The organism is uncultured Roseobacter sp., assembly GCF_947496515.1.
Classification (GTDB): domain Bacteria; phylum Pseudomonadota; class Alphaproteobacteria; order Rhodobacterales; family Rhodobacteraceae; genus Roseobacter.
This window is the reverse complement of sequence record NZ_CANMDB010000004.1, coordinates 129,706-152,416: the sequence shown is the minus strand read 5'-3', so window position 1 is coordinate 152,416 and position 22,711 is coordinate 129,706. Positions and strand designations below refer to the sequence as shown.

Below are 22,711 nucleotides of genomic sequence, written 5' to 3'. Positions count from 1 at the left end.
GCAGGAGCCTGACATGAGCACGATCATCGACATCCACGCCCGCGAAATCCTCGACAGCCGGGGCAACCCCACGGTGGAGGTCGACGTGATCCTGGAGGACGGTACCATGGGCCGCGCAGCGGTACCTTCTGGTGCATCTACAGGGGCTTACGAGGCGGTAGAGCGGCGCGACGGCGACAAGGCGCGCTACCTGGGCAAGGGCGTGCTGGAGGCCTGCGCCGCCGTCAACGGAGAGATCGCCGAAGCGCTGGTAGGGATCGACGCCACCGAGCAGGTGGAGATTGATCATATGATGATCGAGCTGGACGGGACCGAGAACAAATCCCGCCTTGGTGCCAACGCCATCCTCGGGGTGTCACTGGCCGCCGCCAAGGCCGCCGCGGACTTCTGCACCCAGCCGCTTTACCGGTATGTGGGCGGAACGTCGGCGCGCGTTCTGCCGGTGCCGATGATGAACATCATCAACGGCGGCGAGCATGCGGACAACCCCATCGACATTCAGGAATTCATGATCATGCCGGTTGCCGCGGACAATATCCGCGAGGCAGTGCGCATGGGCGCGGAGGTTTTTCATACGCTGAAGAAAGAGCTTTCCGCAGCGGGGCTCTCTACCGGGATCGGGGATGAGGGCGGCTTTGCCCCCAACATCAGCTCAACCCGGGACGCACTTGATTTCGTTTTGAAATCCATCGAAAAGGCAGGATACAAGCCGGGCGATGACATCTATCTCGCGATGGATTGTGCCGCGACCGAATACTATCGGGACGGAAAGTATGAGCTTAAGGGCGAAGGCAAATCGCTCAGCTCCGACGAGAACGTGGCCTATCTTTCCGCACTCGTCAGCGACTACCCGATCATCTCCATCGAGGACGGCATGTCCGAAGACGACTGGGACGGCTGGAAGGCGCTAACAGAGGCGCTCGGCGACAAGGTGCAACTGGTGGGCGACGATCTCTTCGTGACCAACCCTGCGCGCCTCGCCACCGGGATCGCGCGCGGCTCGGCCAACTCCATGCTGGTAAAAGTAAACCAGATCGGCAGCTTGACGGAAACACTTAAAGCCGTCGATATGGCCCACCGCGCCGGGTTCACCAACGTGATGTCTCACCGCTCCGGCGAGACGGAGGATGCCACCATCGCCGATCTCGCGGTGGCCACCAACTGCGGGCAGATCAAGACAGGCAGCCTGGCGCGCTCGGACCGGTTGGCCAAGTACAACCAGCTCATCCGCATCGAAGAGATGCTAGGCGAGACCGCCGAATACGCAGGCCGCAGCATCCTGAAGTGACGCTAGCGGCGGAGTTCGCCCGCGCAGTGGGGCCGCGGATCGTGCATGTGACAGCGGCCTCAAACATAAACTCCATTCTTCGTCATGGCCTGCTGCCCGCCGCCACCTTGGCGGAGCGTGCTCAACAAGACCCCGAAGATCTAGCACTACGCTCAACCCGGATGCAGGTAGGCCGCGCAACGCTCAATCACCAGCTTCCGATTGTCCACGGCCTGAATGCCGCGCATCGGATGATCGAGGATATGTCGCCCGCGGCATGGGCCAGGCAACTCGACCAGCGCGTCTTTTTCTGGCCTGCCAAGAAAGGCGCGGCCTTTGCTGCAAGCATCGCGCGTGACCGCACAATCGATACGCTGTGGCTCGACGCACAAGCCTTCGCCGACGCATTCGCGCCGCAGATCGACCTATGCGCCCTGAACTCCGGGAACTTCACGCAAGGCGGCGCGCATGCGCTGCGCGGTCTCTGGATCTACCGTCCGTTGACAGAGGGCATCGATGCCTTCCGCCACTTCAGACGCAGACGAGGCCTGAAGAAATCCGCCGATGCCGTCGGTGAAGTCTCCCTTCGCGGCAGCATCCCGGCTGACATGCTCCGCCACCTCCTGAGGACATGACGCCTAAAAAAATAAACCGCTTCTTTCATCCTTCCAAAAATACTCATATACCTGCGGTCTGCGTCAGAACCACCGTTGGCTGTTGAGCGCGCCAGAGGTAGTCTCAGACCATGACAGCAGCCGACATCATCGCCCGCCTCGACCTCCAGCCGCATCCCGAAGGCGGCCACTATCGCCAGACATGGGTCGCCGATGGCGAGGGCCGGCCAAGCGGCACCTGCATCTATTTCCTGCTGGCCGAAGGCGAGCGCAGCCACTGGCACAAAGTAGATGGCACCGAAATCTGGCTCTACCATACCGGGGCGCCGCTGATCCTGTCGCTGAGCGGCAACGAGGAAGGCCCAGCCACCGATCACCTGCTCACTCCCGACCTGGCGCGGGGCGCTCCGCAGATCATCGTGCCCAAAGATCACTGGCAGGCGGCGGCCACGACGGGCAATTACACGCTCGTGAGTTGCACCGTCTCGCCCGGCTTCCAGTTCGAGGGTTTCACTCTGGCGCCACCCGGCTTTGACATACCCCGCGACTAGATCGCCACATCCCGACGATCCGGCCAGCTGAGCCGCCCGCCGCTGACCGGTTGCCGCACCCCCGTCGTCCCTGGGCAACTCGTCGGCAGCCTGCGCGCCACGCGCACGGCCAGATAGGCAAAGGCCTGCGCCTCCAGCATATCCCCGTCGAGCCCCACCTCCTCGACCGCTGCCACCGGGCAGGGCAGCGCCGCGGCCAGCATCTGCATAAGCACCGGGTTCTTGCGACCGCCGCCCGTCACCAGCACACGCGCGGGCGGCTCCGGGCAGTGATCAAGCCCCGCCGCAACCCCGGCGACGCAAATGGCAGTGAGTGTCGCGGCGGCATCCCCATCGCCCAACCCCTCGACCAACGGCAGCAGGCGGGGAAAATCGTCCCGGTCCAGAGACTTGGGCGGCACGCGGGCGAGGTAGGCTTCGGCCTCGAACATCGCCACGACCGACCGGTCCACCCGACCTGCGCGGGCCAAGGCGCCCCCGTCGTCATAGGGCAGCCCGCGTCGTGCCTGCATCAGATCGTTGATCGGCGCGTTGGCGGGCCCGGTGTCAAAGGCCAGTAGCGCGCCGGGCGCCTCCGGCGCATCAAAGCGCGGGTCGAGATATGTCAGGTTACCGACGCCACCGAGGTTCAGAAACGCCAGCGGCGCCTCCGCGCCAATGTGCTGAGCACAGGCAAAATGGAAAAAGGGTGCCAGCGGCGCGCCTTCGCCGCCTTCTGCCACGTCCAGCCCGCGGAAATCCCAGACCACCGGTGTGCCGAGCACCGTTGCCAAGCGCGCCCCGTGCCCCACCTGCAGCGTGCGCCCATCCGCTGGCGCGTGGGCCAGCGTCTGGCCATGAAACCCGATCAGATCCACCGCGTCTTGTGCAGCCAACAGCGACAGATGCGCGCGCTCCACGATCTCCGCCGCAGCCGCGACCGCGGGGCCAGACCAGTGGCCCAGGGCGGCGCGCAAAACCGCCCGTTCTGCGTCGGAATAGGCGCGATAGGCAGAGGCTCCGAACCCCATGATCCGATGGCCATCGGTGCTGATCGCGGCGGCATCCACCCCGTCCAGAGACGTCCCGCTCATGGTGCCCATGGCGGTCAGCGCGCCGGTTTTCAGGGAGGCTTTGGGCAAAGTCTTTTCCTTTGTCTGCGCACCGCCTATAGAGTGTGCAGTTTTCCAGCCAAGAGCAAGTCCGATGACCTATCGCCCCAAGTCCGAATTCCTGCATGAGCTGAGCAGCCGCGGCTTCATCGCCGATTGCACCAATCTGCAGGAGCTGGACGAGCGGCTCTGCAAGGGGGTTGTTACCGGCTACATCGGCTTTGATCTGACCGCGACCAGCCTGCATATCGGCAATCTGGTGCAGATCATGCTGCTGCGCTGGCTACAGAAAACCGGGCACCGGCCCATCACGCTGATGGGTGGCGGCACAACCAAGGTGGGCGATCCGTCCGGCAAGGACGAAATGCGCAAGATCCTGTCGGTTGAGCAGATCAACCACAACGCCGACGGCATCCGGCAGGTGTTCTCGCGCTACATCTCTTACGGCGACGGGCCGCTGGATTCGCCTCTGGTGAACAACGCGGAATGGCTCGACCAGCTGAAATACATCGATTTCCTGCGCGATATCGGCAAGCATTTCACGATCAACCGGCTGATGGCCTTTGAGAGCGTAAAATCACGTCTGGACCGCGAACAGCCGCTGTCTTTCATCGAATTCAACTACATGCTGCTACAGTCCTATGATTTTCTGGAGTTGCACCGCCGCTATGATTGTCGCCTTCAAATGGGCGGGTCGGATCAATGGGGCAACATCGTCTCGGGCGCCGATCTGGTGCGGCGCATGGACGGGGAGGACGCGTTCGGCCTGACCACACCGCTGGTGACCCGAGCCGATGGCAAGAAGATGGGCAAATCCGCCGAAGGGGCCGTCTGGCTGAACGCTGACATGATGTCGCCCTACGCGTTCTGGCAATGGTGGCGCAACGTGGCCGATGCGGATGTGGGCAAGTTCCTGAAACTCTTCACTGAATTACCGGTCGAGGAATGCGACCGGCTGGGCGCGCTGCAAGGCGCGGAGATCAACGACGCAAAGGTCACGCTGGCCGCCGAAGTCACCACCCTGCTTCATGGTGCGGAGGCTGCGACAGCCGCGGAGGCCACGGCCCGCGAAGTTTTCGAAAAGGGCGGCGTGGGGGATGATCTGCCGACCCTGACCCTGAGCCAAGCCGATCTCGGCAGCGGTATCTCCGTGGTGCAGCTGATTGTGAAATCGGGTCTGGCGGGCTCCGGCAAGGAAGCCAAACGTCTGATCGCGGAGAATGGTGCGCGGCTGGACGATGTGCCGCTCACCGATGCGGGTCTGATGATTGACGCGGCAGCGCTGTCGCGCCCGCTCAAACTCAGCGCGGGCAAGAAACGTCACGCGCTGGTGCAGCTTGGCTAGGCAGAGACAGAGGTCCGGCATGGTGGCTTTGATCGTGCGATCCGGCGCTATGTCGGCACCTTTGTCCGCAGGTAGCCGTATCTGAGACGCTCTTGTTTGGGCATCTGAACGGGCCCGCCGAGTATCCCAATCGCCCCCCCCGGGGGGATGGTGGAGCCAAACAGCATGCCCGCCATAAACCGACGCCGGCTCTATCGGTTGGCCATCATCAAAGCGGTGGTGTCGCGTCGACACCAGAATGCTTCCGGGGCTGGCAACGACCCGAGAACGCTCATGCGACAGCCGCAGCCCGCTGGATCAGTGCCGACCCTGCGCTCTTGTTCAGAACCAGAGCCTGTCGATCAGCGTCAGCACGGCAAAGACGGGGATGGACATGCCAACCGCAATAAGGAAAGCGGCGGTGCGTGTCAGACGCGGGGCGGGGGCAGCGATGCCTTGGACAGTCTTTTTCATGGCCACATTAACCCGCACTTAGGTTTCAGATGCGTTAATGCGGCCCATGTTCGATGCTGCTCCCGTCTCCGCCCCTGTCCCTCTTCAGCAGAGCGAGGCGTTTCATCGGGCCCTGGCAGCATTCGGACGCACGCCCGAGCGGCTGGCCTGTGGCACGTTGGTCCTGCACCGCACCTTCGGGCCACTTCCCGTGCGGATGATCGTCAGACCCCGCGCGCAGACGGTCTTTGACATGCACCGCCTGCTGGAACGGCTGCCCGGGCGCGGACCGGTTATCCTCAGCCCTGATGCGCCAATGCCCCTGGGCCAGCTGGGCGCCCTGCCCGTGGTCAGCCCGACCACGGTGGCCTGGCTCGATCTATCGCCCGGGGAGGACGCGCTGATGGCAGGTCTGCACCAGAAGTGGCGTAACCGGCTGCGCCATGCGCAGCGGCAGGAATTGCGGATCTCGCGGCAGAACCTGCCAGATGATCCCTCCCATTGGCTGCTCCAGATGGATGCACAGCAGCAGCGCGCGCGCCGGTACCGTAGCTGGCCGCCTGCGCTGACCCGCGCCTTTGCCCGCGCCAACCCCAGCCAGGCCAAGCTCTTTACGGCGCGACTGGGCGGCAACCCGGTCTCCGCTCTCCTGCTGCTGCGCCACGGTGAGGTGGCAAGCTATCACATCGGCCATACCGGGCCTCTGGGGCGTCTGACCTCGGCACAGACGCTGCTCATGTGGCAGGCCATTCTCTGGGCCCGGCGCAAGGGCATGCGGCGGCTGGAGTTGGGCACGCTCGACACCGAAGAGGGTGCCGGACGCGCGCGGTTCAAGCTGGGCACAGGTGCTGTGACGCAGCGGCTGGGCGGTACGTGGATCTATGCGCCGGCGCTGCGCCCGCTCGCGCGTCCGCTGGCCAGACTGGACCGGGCTCTCATGGCCGGGACCTAGACAGCCCGCGGCCTGCGTGCTTCTGTGCAAGGCACACCCGAGCGGAGAACCCCATGCAGATCACCGAAACTGCCGCGATTGTCACTGGCGCGGCCTCAGGTCTGGGAGAGGCGACCGCGCGCCATCTGGTAGCACAAGGCGCGCAGGTGACGCTGCTGGACCGGGACGCGGCGCGCGGAACCGCCATCGCGGGCGAGATCGGCGCGAGCTTTGCGCAAACCGATGTAACCGATGCCGCCTCGGTGGAGGAAGCCGTGTCGCTGGCCATCAAGCGCATGGGACGGATCACCGCCGCCATCAACTGCGCCGGTATCGCCGATGCGGCAAAGACCGTGGGGCGCGACGGGCCGCATCCGCTGCCGCTCTTCACTCGTACCATCGACATCAATCTCGTGGGCACTTTCAACGTCGCCCGACTGGCGGCGGAGGCGATGCAGGGCAACACCGCTGACGAGACGGGCGCGCGCGGCGTCATCATCAACACAGCCTCCATTGCCGCTTTCGACGGGCAAAAGGGCCAGACAGCCTATGCGGCCTCCAAGGGCGGTGTGGTCGGGCTCTGCCTGCCGATGGCGCGTGATCTCGCCTCCAGCGGTATCCGGGTGATGACCATCGCGCCGGGGATTTTCATGACGCCGATGCTGGCCGGTCTGGGAGAGGAGGTGCAGGCACAGCTGGCCGCTGACGTGCCCTGCCCGCCACGGCTGGGCGATCCGGCGGAGTTCGCAGCGCTGGCCGCCTTCATCATCGGAGCGGGGTATCTGAACGGAGAGGTCATCCGCATCGACGGCGCCCTGCGCATGCGCTAGCCGTTCTCCGCCCGCTCCTCCAGCGTCAGCCACTCCTCCTCTGCCGCGCTCAGTTTCTTTTGACGCGCAACGAGCGCCTCGGTGGCCTTGGTGAACTTGACCGGCGCATCGGTGAAGAGCGCGGGATCGCTCAGCAAGGTTTCGAGTTTGCTGATCTCCGCCTCCAGCTGCGCCATCTCGTCGGGCAATGCTTCCAGCCTGTGCTTCTCGGTAAAGCTCAGCCGGCCCGCGCCGCCGGTTTTCGGCTTCGGCGCGGTGCCACCGGTCTTTTGCCTGGCGGGCTTTTCGGCTTTGGCAACCTCCTTGCGCTGGCTTTGCATGTCGCTCCAGCCACCGGCGTAGGCCGTTGCGCGCCCGCCCGGCTCCAACACGATGGTGACCGCCGCGACCCGGTCAAGAAAGTCGCGGTCGTGGCTGACGATCATCACCGTGCCATCGTATTGGCCCAGGAGATCCTGCAACAGATCGAGTGTCTCCACATCCAGATCGTTGGTCGGCTCGTCCAGCACCAGCAAATTACTGGGCCGCGCCATGATCCGGGCGAGCAGCAGGCGGGCTTTCTCCCCGCCCGACAGCGACCGGACGGGCGCGCGCGCCTGCGCTTCGTCAAAGAGGAACTCCTTGAGATAGCCCACCACATGCTTGGGCTGGCCCCGCACCATGATCTGATCTGCCTTGCCGGACACACGCATGTCCGGATCGCCTGTCAGACTGTCCCACAGGCTCATGTCGGGGTCGAGCTGTGCGCGGGTCTGGTCGAAAACCGCCATCTCAAGGTTGGTGCCCGGGGTCACCGTGCCGCTGTCCGGGGCCAGTTTTCCGATGAGCATGTTCAGCAGCGTGGTCTTGCCTACCCCGTTGGGTCCGACAAAGGCCACCCGGTCGCCGCGCTGCACGGTGATGGAAAAGGGCTGCAGAATGACAGTCTCGCCAAAGGACTTACTGATCTGATCCGCCTCGATCACCTTGCGCCCGGATTTCGGCCCCGCCTCAAAGGCCATGGCCGCGGTGCCCTGGCGTTTGATCTGCGAGGCGCGCTCGGCCCGCAGATCCTGCAGGGCGCGCACCCGCCCCTGATTGCGCTTGCGCCGGGCAGAGATCCCCTCGACCGCCCAGCGGGCCTCCGCCTTGATCTTGCGGTTCAGCTTGTGGGTCTGGGTGTCTTCCGTCTGCCAGACGTCGTCGCGCCAGGCTTCGAAATCGGCGAACCCTTTTTCCTGCCGCCGCACCACGCCCCGGTCAACCCAGAGCGTTGCCCGGGTCAGCGCGCGCAGAAAGGCGCGGTCGTGGCTGATCACAACATAGCCCTTGCGGCTCTGGCGCAGCTCCGCCTCCAGCCAGGAGATCGCCTCGATGTCGAGATGGTTGGTGGGCTCGTCGAGCAGCATCAGATCGGGGTCCTGCGCCATCAGCCGGGCGAGTGCTGCGCGCCGCCGCTCGCCGCCGCTGGCGGTCTCCACGGGTCGGGCAGGGTCGAACTTCAGCCCCTCACCGGCACGCTCCACCAGATACATCTGCGCGGGCTCCAGCCCGTGGGCCGCGAAATCACCCAAAGTGTCAAAGCCCGTGAGATCCGGGTCCTGCTCCATATAGCCGACGGAGACACCCGGCCCGGCCACCACCTCGCCACGATCGGCCTCCACCAGACCGGCCATCACCTTCATCAGCGTGGATTTGCCCGACCCGTTGCGCCCCACCAGCGCCACCCGGTCGCCGGGCTGCACCACGAGGCTGAGATCCTCGAACACAGGATCCCCCCCAAAGGTCAGGGAAATGTCGGTCAGTTGCAGCAAGGGTATACGGGCCATGCGGCGGAGCTATGCCGCGCGGGCCTCGGGGTCAAGCAAGTGCGCGCAGCAGGCGTTTGCGTGCGGCCGGGATCGCGCCGATTTCCACCCCGGTGAACACATGCAACGTGTTCATCTGCCGGTCCACCACCGCGTGATCGCTGACCCAGCCACCCATCATCAGATAGGTGCGCAGCAGGGGCGGCATATGTGTCATGGCCTTTTTCAGATCCGGCTTGCGCCGCAGCCGCGCGGCAAACCGGAAGACCTCGCGCGCCTTGACCCGGGGCAGCCAGCGCGCGGGCGCCAGATGTCGCGCCTTGAGCATGGCGAAAGCGTCCAGATAGGTCGCCGTCTCCGTGCCCGCGAAAGATGAGCACCCAAAGAGCAACCGCACATCCTGCGCGTCCACATAGGCCGTCATCGCGGCCCAGGCGATCCGCAATATGTCCGGGTCGCGGCGGGCGGGATCGACGCAAAAGCGCCCCATCTCGACCATCCCACCCTCATAGCCGCTCAGCGCGGAGAGTTCGTAGTACTGGGCCGCATAGCTGCTTTCCAGCCGGTCAGATGTGAGATCCTGCATCCGAAAGGTGCAGACAAGCGCACCCGTTGCAGCCTCTTCGATCAGGACATGGCTGCAGTGAGCGTCGTAAGCATCCTCATCGCGGCGTCCGGCCAGTCCAAAACAACGCGCCCGCAGGGCCTGTGCCGCGTGCAGATCCGCGCGGCTCTGTGCAAGACGCGCCCTGTAGAGACCTCTTTCAAGCGTGGTCATGGCCAGCTCCACCCCCCTGTCGAGACCGCGCTACCACGGTCGGGGTGACGCAACGATGACACCTACAGACCGAGACCGCCGCCGCCGCTGCCTGTGGGCGTGAACCGACCGATATTGCCAAAGAGCTGCCGCAGGAAGGTGCTGTCACGCACGCTGGAGCTGGTAACGCGGCGGGTCAGCGGCACCACCTGTCCGCGTTCCAGACCGAAGGTTTCCAGATTGGTCACGACATCGTTCTGGTCAAAGCTGATCGCGAGCACTTCGCGCTCGACCACTTCCGGCTCCAGCATCGCGAAGGTGCGGAACCTGCTGCGCACAAAGTACATGCCGCTGTCGCCGGTCACCGACCGTGCTCCCGCACTGCCGAGTGTTTCCTGAACACTAGCGCGAGTGTCGATGCCTACGACGATCTGTTCAAGATCTTCGGGCGGCGGGATATACCCGTGCTCCCGAAACTGGCTGGCGCAGGCCGACACAGCGAGACACAGCAGCGCCACAGCGGCGCGCGGCCCCCAGGCCTGAATAGCTTTCGTGATGCCCATGCGCCCTGCCCTCTTGTTCTTCGCCTGCGCGGCTTTTATTTCGCTTACACCATGGACCGAGGGTGGTTCAAGAAACGAAAGCATATGATGGCCAGGCAACCGACCCCCCATCCCGCCGCTTTGCGGGTCGCGGATCTCAACCCCAACGCGAAGGCAGCATTCTCGCTGCGCCCCGAAGCGGATGCGCTGCGCGCGCTGGCATCGGAACTGGATCTGCTGGGGCTGCGCAAACTGTCCTTCACCGGCCATGTCACGTCGCAGGGCCGGACAGATTGGAGCCTGACGGGCACTTTGGGTGCCACCGTGGTGCAGCCCTGCGGCGTCACGCTGGAGCCGGTGACAACGCGGCTCGACGTGCCTGTGACGCGCACGTATCTGGCAGACTACAACGAGACCACGGCCCCCGAGACCGAAATGCCCGAGGACGACACGATTGAACCCCTTGGCCAGTGGATCGACCCCGAACAGGTGATGATAGAGGCGCTGGTGCTTGCGCTGCCTCTTTATCCCCGCAGTACCGATGAACCGGCGGATCCTCAGGTCTTTGCCGAAAAAGGGGTGGCACCGATGCGCGACGAAGACGCCAAGCCCTTTGCCGGGCTCGCCGCCCTGAAGGCTCAGATGGACGATCCGACCAAGGAGTAGTTTGCGGGGCAACCGCCCGCGAAAAATGACTTGCACCACCGCGCAATCCCGGTATTTTGCGCGGCTCACCCGAACGGGGTTGCATTTGGGTCAGGCTTGGGCCTAAACGCACGCCTAGCCCCATGAGTGGATCCGAATAGAAACCCGGCCCCGCGCAGCACCTGCGCCCCCGGCCCCGAACGACAAAAGGCCCAAGACAATGGCTGTTCAACAGAACAAAGTCTCCAAATCGCGCCGCAACAACCGCCGCGCACATGATTCTCTGGTTGCCGCCAACCCCAACGAATGCACCAACTGTGGCGAGCTGAAACGCCCCCACCACGTCTGTGCGGCCTGCGGTCACTATGACGACAAAGAAATTGTCGCGCTGACAGAAGAGATTGATCTGGAAGACGACGCGGCCTAAACCTCTCCCCTAAACAATAAGGGCAGAGGGCGTGGGGGCAGTCGAACCAGCAACGCATCAGCGCGATCAGGCGCGGGCCAGTTCCAGACGTATTGTCATATCTGTCGATGCGATGGGAGGCGACAAAGGTCCCGCAGCAATCGTTGCGGGCTGTGCGTCCTCGGCTCAGAAAAATCCCGACATCGGTTTCATTCTGCACGGGCCCGAGGCTGAGTTGAAAGAGCTTGTCGCCCGGCGCCGCGCACTGGAAGGTCGCGTCGACATCCGCGATGCGGCTGATGTTGTCAGCATGGACGACAAACCCAGCCAGGTCGTGCGCAACGGCAAGGGAACCTCCATGTGGTCTGCCATCGAGGCCGTGCGCGACGGAACCGCCACCGTCGCGGTTTCCTGCGGCAACACTGGCGCACTCATGGCGATGTCCATGATCCGCCTGCGCAAGCTGCCGGGCGTCAACCGGCCCGCCATCGCCGTGCTCTACCCCTCCTCCAATCCGCAAGGCTTCAACGTGATGCTGGACGTGGGCGCAGATGTGAAGGCCGACGCCGATGATCTGCTGCGCTACGCACTGATGGGCATGTCCTATGCGCGCAACGGGCTCGACCTGCGGCGGCCTCGTGTGGGGTTGCTGAACGTCGGCACCGAGGAGCACAAGGGCAATACCGAGCTGAAAGAAGCCTATGAGCTCATCCGCGACCAGCGTGAAACCGCCGGGTTCGAGTTCGTGGGGTTTGTGGAGGGTGGCGATATTTCGGGTGACCTCTGTGATGTGATCGTGACCGACGGGTTCACGGGCAACGTGGCCATCAAGACCGGCGAGGGCACCGCCAGCCTGATCGGGGACCGGCTGCGCGAAGCGTTCAAATTCTCGCCCCTGTCGCGCCTTGCCTCCCTGCTGGCCTATACGTCACTGCGGCGACTGCAGAAGAAGATCGACCCCCGGCGGGTCAACGGCGGCGTTTTTCTGGGGTTGAACGGCACGGTGGTCAAATCCCACGGTGCCGCAGATGCGACAGGGGTTTCGGCAGCGATCAAACTTGCCGCACAGCTCGCCGACATCAAGTTTACCGATAAGCTGGCCGCCCATGTGGCCGCCTTACCCGCCGAGGAACCTACAGGATGAGTTTGCGCGCCGTGGTCCGAGGAACCGGACACTACCTGCCCGACCGCATCGTGACCAACGCGGAATTCGAGGCGACGCTCGACACCAATGACGAGTGGATCAGATCGCGCTCCGGCATCGAACGGCGTCACTTCGTGGCCGAAGGGGAAACGACCTCGGCCATGGCGACCGCTGCAGCGCGCGCGGCCCTGGAGGATGCAGGCCTTGACGTGGCGGATGTGGATGCGATCGTGTTGGCCACCTCGACCGCCGATCTGACCTTTCCGTCCGCCGCGACCATGGTTCAGGCCGAGCTTGGCATGACGAAAGGCTTTGCCTTTGACGTTCAGGCAGTCTGCGCCGGGTTTATCTACGCGCTCAGCAATGCCAATGCGATGATCCTGTCGGGTCAGGCGCAGCGGGTGCTGGTGATCGGCTCGGAAAGCTTCAGCCGGATCATGGACTGGACCGACCGCAGTACCTGCGTGCTCTTCGGGGATGGTGCAGGCGCGCTGGTGCTGGAAGCGCAAAACGGCACCGGCAGCCCCGAAGATCGCGGGATCCTGGCCACCGACCTCAACTCCGACGGGCGGCATAAGGATCTGCTCTACGTGGACGGCGGCGTTTCCACCGGCACCACGGGCTATCTGCGGATGCAGGGCAATCAGGTCTTCCGCCACGCGGTGGAAAAGCTGGCCGCGACCGCCAACACGGCGATGGCGCGCGCGGGTGTCTCGCCCGGCGACGTGGACTGGATCGTGCCCCATCAGGCCAATATCCGCATCATTCAGGGCACCGCCAAGAAGCTCGGCCTGCCCATGGAAAAGGTCGTCGTCACGGTTCAGGACCACGGCAATACCTCGGCCGCCTCGATCCCGCTTGCCTTGTCGGTTGGTCAGGCGCGCGGGCAGATCAAACCCGGCGATCTGATCGTGACGGAGGCGATTGGCGGAGGCCTTGCGTGGGGGGCTGTCGTGCTCCGCTGGTAGGGCGGAAAACCGGCATAAAGTCTCTCCGCCAAGCCATTGATATTGACTCTGAAATTCCCCCTCCCCTATGGTTGCCGAAACTGGGCGGAGGATGACCATGGCGGAAAAGACGTTGACACGTATGGATTTGAGCGAAGCCGTCTTCCGCGAGGTGGGGCTGTCACGTAATGAGAGCGCGCAATTGGTCGAATCCGTGCTGGAGCATCTGTCCCAGGCACTGGTCCGCGGCGAACAGGTCAAGATTTCGTCCTTCGGCACCTTTTCTGTCCGGGACAAATCGGCCCGCATCGGACGCAACCCAAAGACCGGCGAAGAGGTCCCGATCAATCCGCGCCGGGTACTGACCTTCCGCCCCTCGCACCTGATGAAGGACCGCGTCGCCGACGGCAACAAGTCCTGATCTGATGTCGAAATCCCCCGACGCGTTCCGCACGATCTCGGAGGTCGCCGATTGGCTGGGCGTGCAGGCGCATGTGCTGCGCTTTTGGGAGAGCAAGTTCAACCAGATCAAGCCGATCAAGCGCGCCGGTGGGCGGCGCTACTACCGGCCGTCGGATATGCTGTTGCTCGGGGGCATCAAAAAGCTGCTCCATGACGACGGTCTGACGATCAAGGGCGTGCAAAAGATCCTGCGCGAACGCGGCATGAGCGAGGTCATCGACCAGTCCCAACCGCTGGATGATCTGACAATGGCGGTGATGGAAAGCGGCGTGCCGCGCGCTGCCAAGGCGGACACGGACGAGACACCTGCGGCGGAACAGCAGGCTGAAGAGGCCGTGGCGACTGAAGTCGCGGATGAGACGACACCGGAGGGCGATCTTCCCGCGTCGGATGCGCAACCGACCGAGGAAACAGTCGCCGCTGCACCGGAAGACGACGCTGGATCCGAACAGGCTTTGGCAGAGCCAGACACCGAACAGCGTCAGGACGACGCCCCGGTTACCGCCGCGGAGATGCCGGCAGTGGACACGCAACCCGCCGCGGATGCGACAGAACTCGAGGATAGTCCCGCCGAGGAGACCATCTCCGACACGACGGTGGAGGCAGCGGACGCGGAGACACCGCTACCGGAATCTTCGAGCATGGATTCCGCACCAGCGGCGCCCACCGACGAAGAATCGCACGACACTGCCGCGGTCACGCCAACCGATGATCTTTCGACCGCTGTCCCGGACACGCCCACCTCCGCGATGGAGCCAGACGAGCCAGCACCCTCGGACGGCCCGACCGAAAACCTGTCCTCCGTAGATGAGGATGAAGACAGCACGGAAGCGCCGGGGGCCGAGGTCGCAGCCGATGCCCCCTCCTCGGACAAAGATGCACCCGCGGCGACCTTGGAAACGTCAGATGATGAGACGCTGCCCGGGCTTTCGAACGACGAAAGCACAGAGAGGGCGATCGCCGACGGTCTGGATGAGCCGGACACCGTAGAGACTGCCTCCGAAGAAACCGCAAAGCCCGATGAACCGGACACGCAAGCGTTGCCGGAGGCGGACGCTTCGCCTGACGAGGACGCACCGACCGGCGTGAGTTCAGAGCAGGTTGACGCCCTTGCCGAAGCGGACATTGAGACACCCGATGATGCGAGGCTGACCGCAGCGAGGACAGAAGATACCCCCCAGGCCCAAGACGACACGCTCGATGCTGACGTGACAGATGGCGACGCGCCGAACATTGCCGACACCGTTGAGGATGACGTGCCGTCAGAACCACTCGGGGAGGATGCGACAAGTGACACAGCAAACTCTGAGGCGAAGATCGTAGAAGAAGACACCCAAGACACCGGTTCTTCAGAAGGCGTCGCTGCTGCCGAGACCGATGACGATATACCGGCGGACGACGATACAGAACCAACCACCGAAGCTCAGCACGCGCCGGAAGAAGACACACCCGAGGCAGAGGTGGCCGAGAGTGCCGCGATGGACGCGCAGCCTGAACTGGACCTGACACCGGCCGCAGACACTGTGGCCAAACCGGAGCGGGAAGCTGGGGATGCGATGCCAAGTTTTGTCCGCAGGCCCCGTGCGGCGCCAGTGGCAGAAGCCGCTCAGGACAGCCCGACTGACGACGCTGTGGAGGCAACCCCCGAAGCATCTGATGTCACCCCTGACGCGCCTGAGGAGGCACCCACCACCCTGCCCAAGCCACGGGTGATCGAGGTCGCGCCATTGCCGCGCGAGGAAGAGATGCCCGCCAAGCCCGCTCTCTTGTCGGCCCTGCTCGCGCACTCGGACCTCTCGCCCGCCGCGCGGGACAAGGCCGGGTCTTTGCTGTCGGAACTCACCCGCCTGCGCGACCGGATGGCCGCGGCGGACAAAGACACCCCTGCCGGTTGAACGATGCCAATTCGCTCTTGCCTCGGGCCGCAGATCGGGTATGACACCTCTGATGTCGGGCTATGGCGCAGCCTGGTAGCGCGTCCGTCTGGGGGACGGAAGGTCGCAGGTTCGAGTCCTGCTAGCCCGACCACTTACCGACATCACCGCGCCTTCGGGCGCCCCCCGCCCCGAAGAGGAGCGTTGCGATGACCGGTGTGCTGCCCAATCAAACCATTGCGCAGATGATCGCGGACAGCGAGATCGCGGGCAGCCGCCCCATCGGCACGGATCAGATCCAGCCCGCCAGCCTCGATCTGCGCCTTGGCACCACCGCCTACCGGGTCCGCGCATCCTTTCTGGCAGGCGAAGGGGCGCGGGTCATCGACCGGCTCCGCGAATTCGAGATGCACCGGGTGGACCTGAGCGACGGCGCGGTGCTGGAAAAAGGCTGCGTCTACGTCGTGCCGCTGATGGAATCGCTGGCCCTGCCCGAAGATGTCCACGCGGTCGCCAATGCCAAGAGCTCGACCGGCAGGCTCGATCTGCTGACCCGCACGATCACCGACGGCGGCACGGAGTTTGACCGCATCGCACCGGGCTACTGCGGCGCGCTTTACGCCGAAATCTGCCCTCGGTCCTTCTCCGTTCTGGTGCGGCCCGGCATGCGGCTCAACCAGATCCGCTTTGGCGCGGGAAATGCGGTGCTGAGCGATGCGGAACTGACCGATCTGCACGCTGAGACACCGCTGGTGGATGGCTCTGCGGTGATTGACGACGGTCTGGGGTTTTCGGTCGATCTGCGATTGCCGGATACGACGCTGGTGGGCTACCGGGCCAAGCCGCATACCGGCGTGATTGATCTGGAGCAGATCGGCCACTACGACCCGCGCGCCTATTGGGAAGAGGTCCATAGCGAGAACGGCCAGATCATTCTGGATCCCGGGGCCTTTTACATTCTGGTGAGCCGCGAGGCCGTGACCATCCCGCCGAACTATGCCGCGGAAATGGCGCCCTTCCTGGCCATGGTGGGTGAGTTCCGCGTGCACTACGCGGGGTTTTTCGATCCGGGCTTCGGTCATGATGCGGCAGGGGGCGCCGGCTCTCGCGGGGTCTTGGAGGTGCGGTGCCATGAGGCGCCCTTCGTGCTGGAGCACGGCCAGATCGTGGGACGCCTGATCTACGAGCGAATGGCAGAGCAGCCCACGCAGCTCTACGGGGCTGGCATCGCGTCGAACTACCAGGGTCAGGGCCTGAAACTGTCGAAGCACTTCCGCACGCTCTAGGGTAACCGACCTTCGGAGCACACCAGACGCCACGGCTTGTCGCGGTCAGCCGGGAAGGCCCGCGACCGCGTGGTCGCACTCCGGACGGAGTGCGACAAGGTATCGCTGAGGGATGCCGCGCCGTCACATTTCCATTAGCTATCGGCTCACAGGAGGCTGCGCGTCTCGTGTGGCAGACGTGGTATCAGCCAGAGCGTCAACGTCTGCGGTTTCCACCCGCGCCGGACGGTTCGAGATCGGCGAGATATACAGTTTTGTACCTTTCCTGTGGCGAGCGGCCTGCGTCACTGACCGGTCGCTTGCGGTGCCCAATCCATCCGCAACAGGGTTTTTCGAAAAACCCTGCGCCGCTCACAGCTGTCCGCTTAGCCCAAAGCCACGCGGGCGGGTTCTGAAAGGTCGCTCGCCCTTGAGCTCCCAATGGCAGCTGAACTGTGAAAGCCACCGCCGAACATCACCTCATCACGCGCCGCATTGACTGTGAGCGGGCCGCGAAAAGGTTTTTCGAAAAACCTTTCGCTGCGCCGTGGCTTTCTGCTCCGCGACGCATCGCTAGTCCTCGAATAGCTCGCTCTGACCTTTGGTCTCCTCCGGTTCCGGTGCCTCTTCGGGGCCAGGCAGCCCTGCGCCGGGCGGCGGGCGGTTCTCCAGAAGCCCTGCAGCGCGCAATTCCTTGAGGCCAGGCAGATCGCGCGCGCTCTCCAGCCCGAAGTGATCGAGGAACCCTTCCGTCACCACAAAGGTGACCGGGCGCCCGGGTGTCATCTTGCGGCGGCCAAAGCGGATCCACTCCATCTCCAGCAATTGATCGACGGTGCCGCGGCTGACCGACACACCACGGATCTCCTCGATCTCGGCGCGGGTCACCGGCTGGTGGTAGGCGATGATGGCCAGCGTCTCGATCGCGGCCCGGCTCAGCTTGCGGGTCTCGACGGTCTCGCGCTGCATCAGAAAGCCGAGGTCGGGGGCCGTCCGCATGGTCCAGGCATCCCCGATGCGCTTTAAGGTGACGCCCCGGCCCTCGTAGCGTTTGCGCAGATGCACCAGAGCCTCCGCCGGGTCGGACCCATGCGGCATGCGTGCAGCCAACTCGCGCAGGGAAACCGGCTCGGCGGCCGCAAAGAGAATGGCCTCCACCATTCGCTCCTGCTCGCCCATGGGCGGTGCATCAAAGAGGCTCTCCTCCGCCTCCTGCGGTGTCTCGTCGGTCAACTCGCGGGCCCTTTCTTGCGCAGCTGAATGGGCGCGAATGTCTCTGACTGGCGGATCTCCAGATGGCCTTCCTTGACCAGTTCCAGCGAGGCGGCAAAGGTCGAGGCAGTGGCGGAGCGGCGGCGCACCGGGTCAAGCTCCCACCCCTCGGGGAGATAGCTCGCGATATCGGTCCAGTCGCCCGCAAAGCCCATCAACCCGCGCATGCGGTCGAGCGCCTGTTCCATGGTGAAAACGGCTTCGCGGTCCATTACGAAGGGGCGGAACTCATCCCGGGTCCGGATGCGTGCATAGCCTTGCATGAGATCGAGCAGCGTCGCGGTATAGGCCACCTTGCGGGTGCGCGTGACCTCCTGGGTCTGGCCTCGGGCAAAGAAATCCCTGCCCAGCCGGTCGCGCCCCATCAGCCGGGCCGCGACGTCCCGCATGGCCTGCAACCGCTCCAACTGAAAGGCCAGATGAGCGGCCATCTCCTCGCCCGTGGGTCCGTCCTCTGTCGGGTCGGGGGGCAGCAAGAGGCGGGATTTGAGAAAGGCGAGCCAGGCCGCCATCACCAGATAGTCTGCCGCCAGCTCCAGCCGCAGCGACTTGGCGCGCTCCACGAAGGCCAGATACTGCTTGGCCAAGGCCAGTACGGAAATCTTGCGCAGATCGACCTTTTGCGTGCGCCCCAGCGTAAGCAACAGATCCAGAGGGCCTTCAAACCCGTCCACATCCACGATCAGCGCCTCGGCGGCCAGCCGGTCCGCCACGGAGACGGTATCTTCCTCGAAAGGGGTTTCAGCCATGTCGCACCCGGATTTACGCGCCGCTCAAGAGCGTCTCAAGCTGCGCGCGCGCGGCGTCAATGTCAACATCATCGGGGGTCTGCCGGGCCGCCAGCGCACGCTCGGCGCGGGTTTGCGCCGCGTCCGTCATCTCGCCCGCTGCGTCGGCGACGCGGATCCGGTCGGCAAGCGGCGCGTTGCAGTGCAGGATCACGTCGCACCCAGCGGCGAGCGCGCCCGTGGTGATCTCCTCCGGTGAGCCTTTGAGCGCCTTCATGCTGATGTCGTCGGTCATGATCAGATTGTCGAACCCGATCTCATCCCGAACGAGCTGCATCATCCGCCGCGACAGCGTGGCCGGTTGGCTGTCCAGCGCGTTATAAACCAGATGCGCCGTCATCCCCATGGGCAGATCGGTGAGTGCGGCAAAGGGGGCAAAATCCTCGGCGATCAGCGCGCCTGCGGCAGCATCCACGTGGGGCAGATCGTAGTGGCTGTCGAGCGTCGCACGCCCGTGACCGGGCATGTGCTTAAGCACGGGCAACACGCCTCCCGCCAGCAGCCCGTTGGCGACGGCACGGCCCAGCTGGCTGACCTGCGCAGGGTCACTGCCGTAACAGCGGTTGCGCAGGAAATCGTGGGTCCCGGGCCCGGCCAGATCGACCATGGGCGCGCAGTTGCTGTCAATGCCCACGGCATGAAGCTCTGCTGCAATCAGACGGTAGCGCAGATACATCGCCTCTTCCGCCCGCGCCCCGGCGGCGGTCACGAAATCCAGCGGTGGCAGCCAGTCGGTCCAGATCGGGGCGCGGAGGCGCTGCACACGCCCCCCCTCCTGATCGATGGTGATCGGCGCGTTGCGCCCCACCGCATCGCGCATCTGATCGCACAGAGCGCGGACCTGATCGGGCGTGTCGATGTTGCGGGCAAAAAGGATGAAGCCAAAGGGGTTCGCCTCGCGGAAAAACGCGATCTCTTCACGGCTGAGCGTCAGCCCGTCGGCGTCGAGGATTGTCGCGCCGAACCGGCTCACTTGCTCGCGACGGGGATGCAATCCACCCCTTCGGCCTTGAAGGCAGAGCAGAAACGTCGCGCATCCGCCAGATCGATGAACCCCATGGCGCGCAGCCGGTAGAACGTGCGCCCACCCGATGCCGCCTGTTGGACGACGCGGGACTTATCGGTCAGATATTCGCCGAACCGCGTCTCCAGCCGGGACCACTCCGCACGGGCGATCTCGGCACTGTCGAAAGCGCCCAGCTGCGCGAGCCGCGTACCAGCAGGGATCGCAGCGGCATCCACCTCTGCCGAGGGCGTCTCCACCACGAAGGCCGCAGTCTGCGTGGGCGCAGCGCTGCGCGGGCGCAGACGCGGGCGTTTGACGGCAGCGGCGACCGCGGCAGGCTCGGCGACTGCGACGGCATCCAGGGCGAGTTCGGCGACAACGGCGTCAATGGCAGCACTTGTGGCGGTCGCGGGGTCTATGTCGGGCGCCGCGATCACTTCCGCTGCGGGGGCAAGCGGTGCGGGCGCTGTGATCGGCTCGGCAGAAGGCCGCCCGATGGGCTGATCCTCGGCGGCAAGATCGATATCGCGTGGCGCAAGGGTCACCTGATCGACAGGGCCCGTGGCGGCACCTTCGGCGGCGATGGCGTTGACGGCAAGCCCCTGATGGCGGGCCAGCTGACCGCCGGGGTTCTCTGGGCGCACGCGCATCTCGCCCGCGGCGGCACGCACCACGGGGATGCCGGAAACATCGCGTACCATCAATTTGTAGCCCCAGACGCCAATGCCCGCGATCAGCGCAAGCGATACCACCGCGCCCGCCAAATGGGTCATGGTGGCCAGCGCCGCGAAGGACGTGCCCTCCTCCGCCGCGTGCTCACGACCATAGGCACCCATGCCATGGGAGAATTCAATATCCGCCATCATTGCCTCGCTGCCCGCAGGATACGTTGCCCCACGGATCTCTTCTGATGCTTGCCTGCTCGGGCGGAGGGTGCGATTTGCTACCGCATTTCCTCTGCCGGTGTTACGCCCAAGATACCAAGACCGGCTGCAATTACAACGCTGACGGCCCGCGCGAGGGCGATTTTCGCCGTTGTGACTTTTGGGTCATCCTGCACGAATCGCACACCGGGTACTTCGTTGCCCTTGTTCCAGAGCGCGTGGAAGGTACCCGCAAGCTCGTAAAGGTAAAACGCCACCCGATGCGGCTCGCGGCTTGCTGCCGCCGTTTCCACCAACCGGGGCCATTCGGCCAGCTTGGCGGCGAGCGTCAGCTCAGCGGGGTGATCCAGAAGGCTCAGATCCGCCCCGGCGAGGGCGGTATCGTCCAGTGACACCCCGGCCTCCGCCGCCTTGCGCATGGCGCTGGCGACCCGGGCGTGGGCGTATTGCACGTAGAACACCGGGTTCTCGCGGCTCTGCTCCATCACCTTGTCGAAATCGAAATCGAGCATGGCGTCATTCTTGCGGGTCAGCATCACGAACCGCGTCACATCCGGACCCACCTGATCGACCACGTCGCGCAGCGTCACGAAGGTGCCCGCACGTTTGGACATCTTGAATTCCTGCCCGTCCTTGAAGAGCTTCACCAGCTGGCACAGCTTGATGTCGAGAGGCACGGCACCGTCGCTCAGCGCTGAGACCGCCGCCTTCATCCGTTTGACATAGCCGCCGTGATCCGCGCCAAAGACGTCGATCAGCAGATCAAAGCCGCGCTGCACCTTGTCGTAGTGATACGCGATGTCGGGCGCAAAATAGGCCCAGCTGCCGTCTGATTTCTTGACCGGTCGGTCCTCGTCATCGCCGTGCGCGGTGGAGCGAAAGAGCGTCTGCACCCGTGGCTCCCAATCGTCGGTCTGCTTGCCCTTGGGCGGCGGGAGCGTCCCATCGTATATCAGCCCCTTGCCGCGCAAATCCTCGATGGCCGCTTCGATCCGCCCCGTTCCGTAGAGCGATTTCTCGGAATATAACACGTCCATCTGCACACCGAGCGCGCGCAGATCGTCCCGGATCAGCGCCATCATCGCATCGGTTGAGAACGCCCGCACATCCGCCAGCCACACGTCCTCGGCGGCATCCAGATAGGCATCGCCCACCTTGTCCTTGAGCGCCTCGCCCGTGGCAATCAGATAGTCGCCCGGATAGGTGCCATCGGGAAAGGCGACCTCCTGGCCGTGCGCTTCGAGGTAGCGCAGATAGACCGACCGGGCGAGCGTATCGACCTGCCCGCCGCCGTCGTTGATGTAGTATTCCCGCGTCACATCAAAGCCTGCGTAATCCAGCAAGGACGCCAGCGCATCGCCGAAGACAGCGCCCCGCGTATGACCCACGTGCAGCGGGCCAGTGGGATTGGCCGAGACATACTCCACATTCACCCGGCTTCCCTGCCCCAGCGTTGCGCGCCCGAAATCGGTGCCCGCCTCCAACACCGCGCCCACGATCCCTTGCCAGACCGTCGCGGCCAGCCGCAGGTTGAGAAACCCCGGCCCTGCAACCTCGGCCGAGGTGATCCGGGGATCTGCGGCAAGCTTCTCTGCCAGAGCCTCGGCGATGTCGCGCGGCTTCATGCCTAACGGCTTGGCCAGCACCATGGCCGCATTGGTCGCCATGTCACCATGGGCCGCGTCGCGTGGCGGCTCGACCGTGATCGCGTGAAGCGGTGCGTCCGACTGCCCCGCCATGATCTCCATCTCTTCCAGCGAGGCGATCACCAGCCCACGAATATCGGCGAAGAGGTTCATATCAGCGTCCTTTGACAGAGGTTGGCGCGGTGTATCATGCCGCAAGGCCGGGTCAACCGCTCCTGCATCCGG

General features: G+C 64.6%; 23 protein-coding genes and 1 tRNA gene. 14 read left to right on the top strand and 10 right to left on the bottom strand.

The window, feature by feature from the left end:
* Positions 1 to 13 precede the first annotated feature (13 nt).
* The 3 genes from eno to Q1A53_RS09550 all read left to right on the top strand — a co-directional run bounded on the left by eno (position 14) and on the right by Q1A53_RS09550 (position 2,432).
* Positions 14 to 1,288 (top strand): phosphopyruvate hydratase, encoded by a 1,275-nt coding sequence (eno, locus tag Q1A53_RS09560; RefSeq protein ID WP_299965603.1) that lies wholly within the window; start codon positions 14 to 16, stop codon positions 1,286 to 1,288.
* A gap of 161 nt (positions 1,289 to 1,449) precedes the next feature.
* Positions 1,450 to 1,902, top strand: coding sequence for a hypothetical protein (locus tag Q1A53_RS09555; RefSeq protein WP_299965601.1), 453 nt, complete (start codon positions 1,450 to 1,452; stop codon positions 1,900 to 1,902).
* Between the two features lie 110 nt (positions 1,903 to 2,012).
* A complete protein-coding gene (locus Q1A53_RS09550) occupies positions 2,013 to 2,432 on the top strand; it encodes a cupin domain-containing protein (protein ID WP_299965599.1) in 420 nt (139 codons plus the stop codon).
* Here Q1A53_RS09550 and Q1A53_RS09545 read toward each other — a convergent pair.
* Positions 2,429 to 3,553, bottom strand: a complete 1,125-nt coding sequence (locus Q1A53_RS09545) for an anhydro-N-acetylmuramic acid kinase (protein WP_299965597.1) — start codon at positions 3,551 to 3,553, stop codon at positions 2,429 to 2,431. The genes Q1A53_RS09550 and Q1A53_RS09545 overlap by 4 nt on opposite strands.
* Before the next feature lie 64 nt (positions 3,554 to 3,617).
* Here Q1A53_RS09545 and tyrS point away from each other — a divergent pair, with 64 nt between their 5' ends.
* Entirely contained in the window at positions 3,618 to 4,868 is a 1,251-nt protein-coding gene (gene tyrS, locus Q1A53_RS09540; RefSeq protein ID WP_299965594.1) for a tyrosine--tRNA ligase, read from the top strand.
* 321 nt (positions 4,869 to 5,189) lie between these two features.
* Here tyrS and Q1A53_RS09535 read toward each other — a convergent pair whose 3' ends face one another.
* Positions 5,190 to 5,321: a hypothetical protein gene (locus Q1A53_RS09535; protein ID WP_299965592.1), complete on the bottom strand. Its 132-nt coding sequence runs from the start codon at positions 5,319 to 5,321 to the stop codon at positions 5,190 to 5,192.
* A 46-nt stretch (positions 5,322 to 5,367) separates the two neighbouring features.
* Here Q1A53_RS09535 and Q1A53_RS09530 point away from each other — a divergent pair, with 46 nt between their 5' ends.
* Positions 5,368 to 6,252 (top strand): GNAT family N-acetyltransferase, encoded by an 885-nt coding sequence (locus Q1A53_RS09530; RefSeq protein ID WP_299965590.1) that lies wholly within the window; start codon positions 5,368 to 5,370, stop codon positions 6,250 to 6,252.
* Between the two features lie 53 nt (positions 6,253 to 6,305).
* On the top strand, positions 6,306 to 7,061 hold the full coding sequence (locus Q1A53_RS09525; RefSeq protein ID WP_299965587.1) for an SDR family NAD(P)-dependent oxidoreductase: 756 nt from the start codon (positions 6,306 to 6,308) through the stop codon (positions 7,059 to 7,061).
* On the opposite strand, the gene Q1A53_RS09520 is transcribed toward Q1A53_RS09525, so the two are convergent.
* The 3 genes from Q1A53_RS09520 to bamE form a co-directional block, all read right to left on the bottom strand.
* Positions 7,058 to 8,869, bottom strand: coding sequence for an ATP-binding cassette domain-containing protein (locus Q1A53_RS09520; protein WP_299965585.1), 1,812 nt, complete (start codon positions 8,867 to 8,869; stop codon positions 7,058 to 7,060). The genes Q1A53_RS09525 and Q1A53_RS09520 overlap by 4 nt on opposite strands.
* A 31-nt stretch (positions 8,870 to 8,900) precedes the next feature.
* Complete coding sequence (locus Q1A53_RS09515) at positions 8,901 to 9,626, bottom strand: GNAT family N-acyltransferase (protein ID WP_299965583.1); 726 nt, start codon at positions 9,624 to 9,626, stop codon at positions 8,901 to 8,903.
* Positions 9,627 to 9,688: 62 nt separating this feature from the next.
* Positions 9,689 to 10,168, bottom strand: a complete 480-nt coding sequence (gene bamE, locus Q1A53_RS09510) for an outer membrane protein assembly factor BamE (protein ID WP_299965580.1) — start codon at positions 10,166 to 10,168, stop codon at positions 9,689 to 9,691.
* A gap of 87 nt (positions 10,169 to 10,255) precedes the next feature.
* On the opposite strand from bamE, the gene Q1A53_RS09505 reads away from it, so the two are divergent.
* The 8 genes from Q1A53_RS09505 to Q1A53_RS09470 all read left to right on the top strand — a co-directional run bounded on the left by Q1A53_RS09505 (position 10,256) and on the right by Q1A53_RS09470 (position 16,911).
* The gene (locus Q1A53_RS09505) at positions 10,256 to 10,813 is read left to right on the top strand and encodes a DUF177 domain-containing protein (protein ID WP_299965578.1); all 558 of its coding nucleotides are present in this window, start codon (positions 10,256 to 10,258) and stop codon (positions 10,811 to 10,813) included.
* A gap of 199 nt (positions 10,814 to 11,012) precedes the next feature.
* Entirely contained in the window at positions 11,013 to 11,219 is a 207-nt protein-coding gene (gene rpmF, locus Q1A53_RS09500; RefSeq protein ID WP_187431692.1) for a 50S ribosomal protein L32, read from the top strand.
* Positions 11,220 to 11,310: 91 nt separating this feature from the next.
* The gene (gene plsX, locus Q1A53_RS09495; RefSeq protein WP_299966073.1) at positions 11,311 to 12,342 is read left to right on the top strand and encodes a phosphate acyltransferase PlsX; all 1,032 of its coding nucleotides are present in this window, start codon (positions 11,311 to 11,313) and stop codon (positions 12,340 to 12,342) included.
* Positions 12,339 to 13,310 carry a beta-ketoacyl-ACP synthase III gene (locus Q1A53_RS09490; RefSeq protein WP_299965572.1) on the top strand — a complete coding sequence of 324 codons (972 nt, stop codon included), beginning with the start codon at positions 12,339 to 12,341 and terminating at the stop codon, positions 13,308 to 13,310. The genes plsX and Q1A53_RS09490 overlap by 4 nt, the downstream gene beginning before the upstream one ends.
* 97 nt (positions 13,311 to 13,407) lie before the next feature.
* Positions 13,408 to 13,710 (top strand): integration host factor subunit alpha, encoded by a 303-nt coding sequence (gene ihfA, locus Q1A53_RS09485; protein ID WP_299965570.1) that lies wholly within the window; start codon positions 13,408 to 13,410, stop codon positions 13,708 to 13,710.
* A gap of 4 nt (positions 13,711 to 13,714) precedes the next feature.
* Entirely contained in the window at positions 13,715 to 15,646 is a 1,932-nt protein-coding gene (locus tag Q1A53_RS09480; protein ID WP_299965568.1) for a MerR family transcriptional regulator, read from the top strand.
* Positions 15,647 to 15,702: 56 nt separating this feature from the next.
* Positions 15,703 to 15,779, top strand: a tRNA-Pro gene (locus Q1A53_RS09475).
* Positions 15,780 to 15,834: 55 nt separating this feature from the next.
* A complete protein-coding gene (locus Q1A53_RS09470) occupies positions 15,835 to 16,911 on the top strand; it encodes a 2'-deoxycytidine 5'-triphosphate deaminase (RefSeq protein ID WP_299965566.1) in 1,077 nt (358 codons plus the stop codon).
* Positions 16,912 to 17,463: 552 nt separating this feature from the next.
* Here Q1A53_RS09470 and scpB read toward each other — a convergent pair.
* The 5 genes from scpB to argS all read right to left on the bottom strand — a co-directional run bounded on the left by scpB (position 17,464) and on the right by argS (position 22,639).
* Entirely contained in the window at positions 17,464 to 18,069 is a 606-nt protein-coding gene (scpB, locus tag Q1A53_RS09465) for an SMC-Scp complex subunit ScpB (RefSeq protein WP_299966071.1), read from the bottom strand.
* 50 nt (positions 18,070 to 18,119) lie between these two features.
* Positions 18,120 to 18,911 carry a ScpA family protein gene (locus Q1A53_RS09460; protein WP_299965565.1) on the bottom strand — a complete coding sequence of 264 codons (792 nt, stop codon included), beginning with the start codon at positions 18,909 to 18,911 and terminating at the stop codon, positions 18,120 to 18,122.
* A 13-nt stretch (positions 18,912 to 18,924) separates the two neighbouring features.
* On the bottom strand, positions 18,925 to 19,923 hold the full coding sequence (gene nagZ / locus Q1A53_RS09455) for a beta-N-acetylhexosaminidase (protein ID WP_299965563.1): 999 nt from the start codon (positions 19,921 to 19,923) through the stop codon (positions 18,925 to 18,927).
* Positions 19,920 to 20,822: an SPOR domain-containing protein gene (locus Q1A53_RS09450; RefSeq protein WP_366872551.1), complete on the bottom strand. Its 903-nt coding sequence runs from the start codon at positions 20,820 to 20,822 to the stop codon at positions 19,920 to 19,922. Before Q1A53_RS09450 ends, nagZ begins: the two co-directional genes overlap by 4 nt.
* Before the next feature lie 77 nt (positions 20,823 to 20,899).
* Positions 20,900 to 22,639: an arginine--tRNA ligase gene (gene argS, locus Q1A53_RS09445; RefSeq protein ID WP_299965561.1), complete on the bottom strand. Its 1,740-nt coding sequence runs from the start codon at positions 22,637 to 22,639 to the stop codon at positions 20,900 to 20,902.
* Positions 22,640 to 22,711 lie beyond the last annotated feature (72 nt).

Coding starts and splice junctions, on each gene's coding strand:
- Q1A53_RS09550 (WP_299965599.1), top strand. CDS start 2,013: ATGACAGCAGCCGACATCATCGCCCGCCTCGACCTCCAGCCGCATCCC.
- tyrS (WP_299965594.1), top strand. CDS start 3,618: ATGACCTATCGCCCCAAGTCCGAATTCCTGCATGAGCTGAGCAGCCGC.
- ihfA (WP_299965570.1), top strand. CDS start 13,408: ATGGCGGAAAAGACGTTGACACGTATGGATTTGAGCGAAGCCGTCTTC.
- Q1A53_RS09450 (WP_366872551.1), bottom strand. CDS start 20,822: ATGATGGCGGATATTGAATTCTCCCATGGCATGGGTGCCTATGGTCGT.
- rpmF (WP_187431692.1), top strand. CDS start 11,013: ATGGCTGTTCAACAGAACAAAGTCTCCAAATCGCGCCGCAACAACCGC.
- Q1A53_RS09525 (WP_299965587.1), top strand. CDS start 6,306: ATGCAGATCACCGAAACTGCCGCGATTGTCACTGGCGCGGCCTCAGGT.
- Q1A53_RS09535 (WP_299965592.1), bottom strand. CDS start 5,321: ATGAAAAAGACTGTCCAAGGCATCGCTGCCCCCGCCCCGCGTCTGACA.
- bamE (WP_299965580.1), bottom strand. CDS start 10,168: ATGGGCATCACGAAAGCTATTCAGGCCTGGGGGCCGCGCGCCGCTGTG.
- Q1A53_RS09555 (WP_299965601.1), top strand. CDS start 1,450: ATGCAGGTAGGCCGCGCAACGCTCAATCACCAGCTTCCGATTGTCCAC.
- Q1A53_RS09490 (WP_299965572.1), top strand. CDS start 12,339: ATGAGTTTGCGCGCCGTGGTCCGAGGAACCGGACACTACCTGCCCGAC.
- Q1A53_RS09460 (WP_299965565.1), bottom strand. CDS start 18,911: ATGGCTGAAACCCCTTTCGAGGAAGATACCGTCTCCGTGGCGGACCGG.
- Q1A53_RS09515 (WP_299965583.1), bottom strand. CDS start 9,626: ATGACCACGCTTGAAAGAGGTCTCTACAGGGCGCGTCTTGCACAGAGC.
- scpB (WP_299966071.1), bottom strand. CDS start 18,069: ATGGGCGAGCAGGAGCGAATGGTGGAGGCCATTCTCTTTGCGGCCGCC.
- argS (WP_299965561.1), bottom strand. CDS start 22,639: ATGAACCTCTTCGCCGATATTCGTGGGCTGGTGATCGCCTCGCTGGAA.
- Q1A53_RS09505 (WP_299965578.1), top strand. CDS start 10,256: ATGGCCAGGCAACCGACCCCCCATCCCGCCGCTTTGCGGGTCGCGGAT.
- eno (WP_299965603.1), top strand. CDS start 14: ATGAGCACGATCATCGACATCCACGCCCGCGAAATCCTCGACAGCCGG.
- Q1A53_RS09480 (WP_299965568.1), top strand. CDS start 13,715: ATGTCGAAATCCCCCGACGCGTTCCGCACGATCTCGGAGGTCGCCGAT.
- Q1A53_RS09520 (WP_299965585.1), bottom strand. CDS start 8,869: ATGGCCCGTATACCCTTGCTGCAACTGACCGACATTTCCCTGACCTTT.
- Q1A53_RS09470 (WP_299965566.1), top strand. CDS start 15,835: ATGACCGGTGTGCTGCCCAATCAAACCATTGCGCAGATGATCGCGGAC.
- Q1A53_RS09530 (WP_299965590.1), top strand. CDS start 5,368: ATGTTCGATGCTGCTCCCGTCTCCGCCCCTGTCCCTCTTCAGCAGAGC.